7 protein-coding genes are annotated in these 6123 nt (G+C 72.1%); all 7 read left to right on the forward strand.

The annotated features are described in order from the left end of the window. Window positions 1-169 precede the first annotated feature (169 nt). Entirely contained in the window at window positions 170-889 is a 720-nt protein-coding gene (locus tag PKY62_RS02245; protein ID WP_324534418.1) for a demethylmenaquinone methyltransferase, read from the forward strand. 94 nt (window positions 890-983) lie between these two features. Continuing rightward, a complete protein-coding gene (locus PKY62_RS02250) occupies window positions 984-2291 on the forward strand; it encodes a geranylgeranyl reductase family protein (protein WP_502875767.1) in 1308 nt (435 codons plus the stop codon). Between the two features lie 109 nt (window positions 2292-2400). After that, on the forward strand, window positions 2401-2763 hold the full coding sequence (locus PKY62_RS02255; protein ID WP_324534420.1) for an NADH-quinone oxidoreductase subunit A: 363 nt from the start codon (window positions 2401-2403) through the stop codon (window positions 2761-2763). Between the two features lie 70 nt (window positions 2764-2833). After that, a complete protein-coding gene (locus tag PKY62_RS02260) occupies window positions 2834-3385 on the forward strand; it encodes a NuoB/complex I 20 kDa subunit family protein (protein WP_324534422.1) in 552 nt (183 codons plus the stop codon). Beyond that, window positions 3382-4110 carry an NADH-quinone oxidoreductase subunit C gene (locus tag PKY62_RS02265; RefSeq protein WP_324534423.1) on the forward strand — a complete coding sequence of 243 codons (729 nt, stop codon included), beginning with the start codon at window positions 3382-3384 and terminating at the stop codon, window positions 4108-4110. The genes PKY62_RS02260 and PKY62_RS02265 overlap by 4 nt, the downstream gene beginning before the upstream one ends. After that, window positions 4110-5450 (forward strand): NADH-quinone oxidoreductase subunit D, encoded by a 1341-nt coding sequence (locus PKY62_RS02270; RefSeq protein ID WP_324534425.1) that lies wholly within the window; start codon window positions 4110-4112, stop codon window positions 5448-5450. Before PKY62_RS02265 ends, PKY62_RS02270 begins: the two co-directional genes overlap by 1 nt. Beyond that, window positions 5450-6123: NADH-quinone oxidoreductase subunit NuoE (nuoE, locus tag PKY62_RS02275; protein ID WP_324534427.1), on the forward strand; the 674-nt coding region annotated here is incomplete at its 3' end. The genes PKY62_RS02270 and nuoE, both read left to right, overlap by 1 nt.

Genomic DNA, 6123 nt, shown 5'->3' on the forward strand with positions numbered 1-6123 from the left:
CGGGACGCTCCGCACGCGACCGGGACGCTCCGCACGCGACCGGGACGCTCCGCACGCGACCGGGACGCTCCGCACCCGACCGGGACGCTCCGCACCCGACCGGGACGCTCCGCACGCGACCGGTGGGACGGGAACGCTCCACCGGGTGCGGCCTGCGAGACTGGCGCGCATGCCCCGCGCCACCCTGGACAAGCAGCCGCACGAGGTCGCCGCGATGTTCGACGGGATCGCCCGTCGCTACGACCTGACCAACGACGTCATCTCGTTGGGCCAGGACCGCCGCTGGCGCACCGCGACCATCGCCGCCGTCGGCGCCCGCCCGGGCCAGACCGTCCTGGACCTCGCGGCCGGCACCGGCACGTCGAGCGAGCCGTTCGAGGCCGCGGGGGTCGACGTCGTCCCGTGCGACTTCTCGGTCGGCATGCTCGAGGTCGGCAAGGCGCGCCGCCCCAGCCTCCCGTTCACCGCGGGGGACGCCACCCGGCTGCCGTTCGCCGACGCGTCGTTCGACGCGGTCACGATCTCGTTCGGCCTGCGCAACGTCGTGGACACGGCAGCGGGACTCGCCGAGATGCTCCGGGTCACCCGGCCCGGCGGGCGCCTCGTGGTCTGCGAGTTCTCCCGCCCCACCTGGGGCCCTTTCCGCACCGTCTACACCGAGTACCTCATGCGCGCCCTGCCGCCGGTGGCCCGCGCCGTCTCCACGGAGCCGGACGCGTACGTCTACCTCGCCGAGTCGATCCGCGCGTGGCCGGACCAGCGCGGCCTCGCGGCCCTCATCCGCGGCGCGGGGTGGTCCGGGGTCGCGTACCGCAACCTGTCCGGCGGCATCGTCGCGCTGCACCGTGCCACGCGGCCGGCCGCCCCCGACGGGCCGTTCGCGCCCTAGGACGATCGTCCCGCGGCGAGGGGGCGTCCGCGCAGACATGCCCCGGGAGCGCCGTTAGACTGACCCGGTTCGGTTCGTGAAACCCTTCACAAGGATGAGGCGGGGCGTGGGGACGTTGGGCCTGGACGACGCGGACGTCATCGTCGTCGGTGCCGGTCCCGCCGGGTCCACCGCGGCCTACTACCTCGCCGTCGCGGGCCTGGACGTGCTGGTCCTGGAGAAGGCGGCCTTCCCGCGCGACAAGGTCTGCGGGGACGGGTTCACGCCGCGCGCGGTCCGGGAGCTCGTCGCGATGGGCGTGCCGATGGCGCCCGAGGACGGCTGGATCCGCAACAAGGGCCTGCGCGTCCTCGGCGGTGGCCACCGCCTCGAGCTGCCCTGGCCCGAGACGGACTCCTTCCCCTCGTACGGCGTCAGCCGCAGCCGCCGCGACTTCGACGAGACCCTCGCCCGCCACGCCGCGGCGGCCGGGGCCCGCGTCCAGGAGCTGACCAACGTCACCGGACCCGTGCTGCACGAGCGCACGGGCCGCATCGTCGGGGTCACCGCGCGCCCCGTCGACGCCGAGGGCCGCCGCGCGGGGGACGAGGTCACCTACCGCGCGCCGGTCGTCATCGCGGCAGACGGCGTCTCGGCCCGCCTCGCCCTGGCGATGGGCATCGAGAAGGACGTCCGGCGCCCCATGGGCGTCGCGGTGCGGACCTACTTCCGCACGCCGCGGCACGACGACGAGTGGATGGAGTCCCACCTCGAGCTGTGGGACGGCGCCCCCGGCCGGTCCAACCTCATGCCGGGCTACGGCTGGATCTTCGGCCTCGGGGACGGCACGGCCAACGTCGGCCTCGGCAGCGTCAGCTCGCGCGCCACCGCCACCAAGATCGACTACAAGGAGCTCCTGGCGAAGTGGGTGGCGAACACCCCGCCCGAGTGGGAGTTCACCCCGGAGAACCAGGTGGGACCGGTACGCAGCGCCGCCCTGCCGATGGCCTTCAACCGCAAGCCGCACTACACGCGCGGGCTGCTGCTCGTCGGCGACGCCGGCGGGATGGTCAGCCCGTTCAACGGCGAGGGCATCGCCTACGCCATGCAGGCCGCACGCCGCGCGGCCGAGGTCATCGCGCAGGCCAAGGCCCGCACCTCCGACGCCGGCCGCGAGCGCACGCTCGCCACCTACCCCAAGGTCATGTCAGACGAGCTCGGGGGCTACTACACGCTCGGCCGGATGTTCGTGCAGCTCATCGAGCACCCCGAGGTCATGCGCGTGTGCACGCGCTACGGCCTGCCCCGGCCCGCCCTCATGCGCCTGACGCTCAAGCTGCTGTCCGACGTGTGGGAGCCGAAGGGCGGGGACGCGTCCGACCGCCTGATCTCCACGCTGACGAAGATCGTGCCGTCCGCATGACCCGGCGACACACGACGCGGACCGGACTCCGTTCGGTCCTGGCCCTCGCCACCGGTACGGTCAGCAGGGCCGTGTCCCGGCCGGTCCGCCCTGAACTCCGGAGGGTTCGATGAGCAACCCGTACGTGCCGATCCTCGTCCTCATGGGCGTGGCCGCCGTGCTCGCCCTCGGGGGCGTGGGCGCGAGCGCGATCATCGGCCCGAAGCGCTACAACCGCGCCAAGCTCGAGGCGTACGAGTGCGGGATCGACCCGACCCCGCACGCTGTCGGCGGCGGTCGTTTCCCGATCAAGTACTACCTCGTCGCGATGTCCTTCATCATCTTCGACATCGAGGTCGTCTTCATGTACCCGTGGGCGGTCGACTTCGCGGAGCTCGCGATGTTCGGCGTCGTCGCGATGATGACCTTCCTCGCGCTCATCACGGTGCCGTTCGTCTACGAGTGGCGCCGCGGCGGGTTCGAGTGGGACTGAGCAGCGGCGCGCGCCGCGCGCACCCGTCCAGAACGATCGAGCACGGCTGTCGACGCACGGAAGGAGGGTCATGGGCATCGAGGACGCACCGTCCGGCTTCCTGCTGACGACGGTCGAGGGCTTCGCTGGCTACATGCGCAAGGCGTCGCTCTGGCCGGTCACCTTCGGCCTGGCCTGCTGCGCCATCGAGATGATGGCGACCGGCACCCCGCGGTTCGACATCTCCCGGTTCGGCATGGAGGTCTTCCGCGCCTCGCCGCGCCAGGCCGACCTCATGATCGTCGCCGGACGGGTGAGCCAGAAGATGGCGCCCGTCGTGCGCCAGGTCTACGACCAGATGGCCGGGCCCAAGTGGGTGCTGTCGATGGGCGTCTGCGCGTCCTCCGGCGGGATGTTCAACAACTACGCGATCGTCCAGGGCGTCGACCACATCGTGCCCGTGGACATCTACCTGCCGGGCTGCCCGCCGCGGCCGGAGATGCTCCTCAACGCGATCCTCACGCTGCACGAGCAGATCCAGGCCGAGCCGCTCGGCGTCAACCGCGAGGCCGCGGCGCGCGCCGCCGAGGAGGCCGCGATGGCCGCCACGCCGACCTCCCAGATGAAGGGGCTGCTGCGATGAGCGAGGCACCCCGTCCGGACCAGGCGTCCGACGTCGTCGCCACCCCCACCGGTACCGGGCCCGGTCCGGTCCCGATCGACATCCGCACCGGCATGTTCGGCGTGCACGGCTCGGGCGACACCTCGGGGTTCGGCGGCCTGGTCAGCACCGTGACGATGCCCGGCGCGAGCGAGCGGCCCTACGGCGGCTGGTTCGACGAGGTCGTCGACGTGCTCGCCGAGGTGCTCGAGGAGGCCGGCACCGCCTTCGACGACGCCGTGGAGCGCGTCGTCGTCGACCGCGGCGAGCTGACGCTCCAGGTGCGCCGCGAGCACATCCTCACCGTGTGCCGCGCACTGCGGGACGACCAGGACCTGCGCTTCGAGCTGGGGCTCGGCGTCAGCGGCGTGCACTACCCGCACGAGGTGGGCCGCGAGCTGCACGCGGTCTACAGCCTGTGCTCGGTCACCCACGGACGTCGGCTGCGCCTCGAGGTCGCGGTGCCGGACGGCGACCCGCACATCCCGACCACCGTCCCGGTCTACCCGGGCCACGACTGGCACGAGCGCGAGACATGGGACTTCTTCGGCATCGTCTTCGACGGGCACCCGGGCCTGGCCCGGATCCACATGCCCGACGACTGGCCGGGCCACCCGCAGCGCAAGGACTACCCGCTCGGCGGGATCCCGGTGGAGTACAAGGGCGCGAGCGTTCCGCCGCCCGACGAGCGGAGGTCGTTCCACTGATGGCTGACTACCCCCGGGCCGGTGCGTCGATCGTCGACGACCACGACGTGCCCGTCTTCGAGGCCGCCGGCGGCGACTGGTCCGACATCGCCGAGGAGGCCGCGCGCCTCGGCGAGGAGCGCATCGTCGTCAACATGGGCCCCCAGCACCCGTCCACGCACGGCGTGCTGCGCCTCATGCTCGAGATCGACGGCGAGACCGTGACCGAGGCCCGCTGCGGCATCGGCTACCTGCACACGGGCATCGAGAAGAACATGGAGTTCCGGTCCTGGACCCAGGGCACCACGTTCTGCACGCGGATGGACTACCTGGCGCCCCTCTTCCAGGAGACCGCGTACTGCCTGGCGATCGAGAAGCTGCTGGGCATCACGGACGCCGTCCCCGAGCGGGCCACGGTCATCCGCGTGCTCATGATGGAGCTCAACCGGATCTCCTCCCACCTCATCTGCATCGGCACGGGCGGCAACGAGCTGGGCGCCACGACGATCATGACCGTCGGGTTCACCGCCCGCGAGGAGATCCTGCGGATCTTCGAGATGGTCACCGGCCTGCGGATGAACCACGCCTACGTGCGCCCCGGCGGTGTCGCGCAGGACCTGCCGCCCGGCACGCTCGAGCAGGTCACCGAGGCCATGGTCACCGTGCGCCACTACATCGGCCAGCTCCAGGACCTCATGCTCGCCAACCCGATCTTCAAGGGTCGGCTGGTGGGCATCGGCCACCTCAACCTCGCCGGGGCGATGGCCCTGGGCATCACCGGACCGGTGCTGCGCTCCGCCGGCCTGCCGTACGACGTGCGCAAGGCCGAGCCGTACTGCGGCTACGAGACCTACGACTTCGACGTGCCGACGTCGACCGACGCGGACTCCTTCTCGCGGGTGATCCTGCGGATCGAGGAGTGCTACCAGTCGATGCGGATCATCGAGCAGGCCGTCGAGCGCCTCGCCGCGCTGGGCCCCGGGCCGGTCATGGTCGCCGACAAGAAGGTCGCCTGGCCCGCCCAGCTGGCCATCGGCTCGGACGGGATGGGCAACTCGCTCGAGCACATCCGCGAGATCATGGGCACCTCGATGGAGGCGCTCATCCACCACTTCAAGCTCGTGACCGAGGGCTTCACCGTCCCGGCCGGGCAGGTGTGGCAGTCCGTGGAGCACCCGCGCGGCGAGCTGGGGGTCCACCTCGTCTCCGACGGCGGGACCAAGCCGTACCGGGCGCACTTCCGCGACCCGTCGTTCAACAACCTGCAGGCGGTCTCGCTGATGTGCGAGGGCGGTCAGGTGGCCGACGTCGTCGTCGCCGTCGCCGCTCTGGACCCCGTGCTGGGAGGGGTGGACCGCTGATGGCGACGCACGAGGCCTACGTCGGGGCGAAGCTCGAGCGGCTGACGGCCGATGCCGCGGCCGCGACGGCGCGCTACCCGCACGCGCGCTCGGCCCTGCTGCCGCTGCTGCACCTGGTGCAGTCGGAGGACGGCTACGTCAGCCCGGACGGCATCGCGTTCTGCGCGCGCACGCTCGGGCTGAGCACCGCGGAGGTGTCGGCCGTGGCGACGTTCTACAGCCAGTACAAGCGCCACCCCAACGGCACCTACACGGTGGGCGTGTGCACGAACACGCTGTGCGCCGTGATGGGCGGGGACGCGATCTTCGACGAGCTGTCCGCCCACCTGGGGATCGGCCACGACGAGACGACCGAGGACGGCGCCATCACGCTGGAGAAGGTCGAGTGCAACGCGGCGTGCGACTACGCGCCCGTCGTGATGGTCAACTGGGAGTTCTTCGACAACCAGACCCCGGCGAGCGCGACCGAGGTCGTCGACCGCCTGCGCTCCGGGCAGGACGTCGCCCCCACGCGCGGCGCCGACACGGTCGTCACCTTCCGCGAGATGTCCCGCGTCCTGGCCGGGTTCCCGGACGGGCGTGCGGACGAGGGCGTCGGCGCGGGCGAGGCGAGCCTGCGCGGCACGCGCCTGGCGCGGCAGAAGCACTGGGCGGCACCCGAGCGCCCGGCGGC

Source organism: Actinotalea sp., from assembly GCF_035443605.1.
Classification (GTDB): Bacteria; Actinomycetota; Actinomycetes; order Actinomycetales; family Cellulomonadaceae; genus Actinotalea.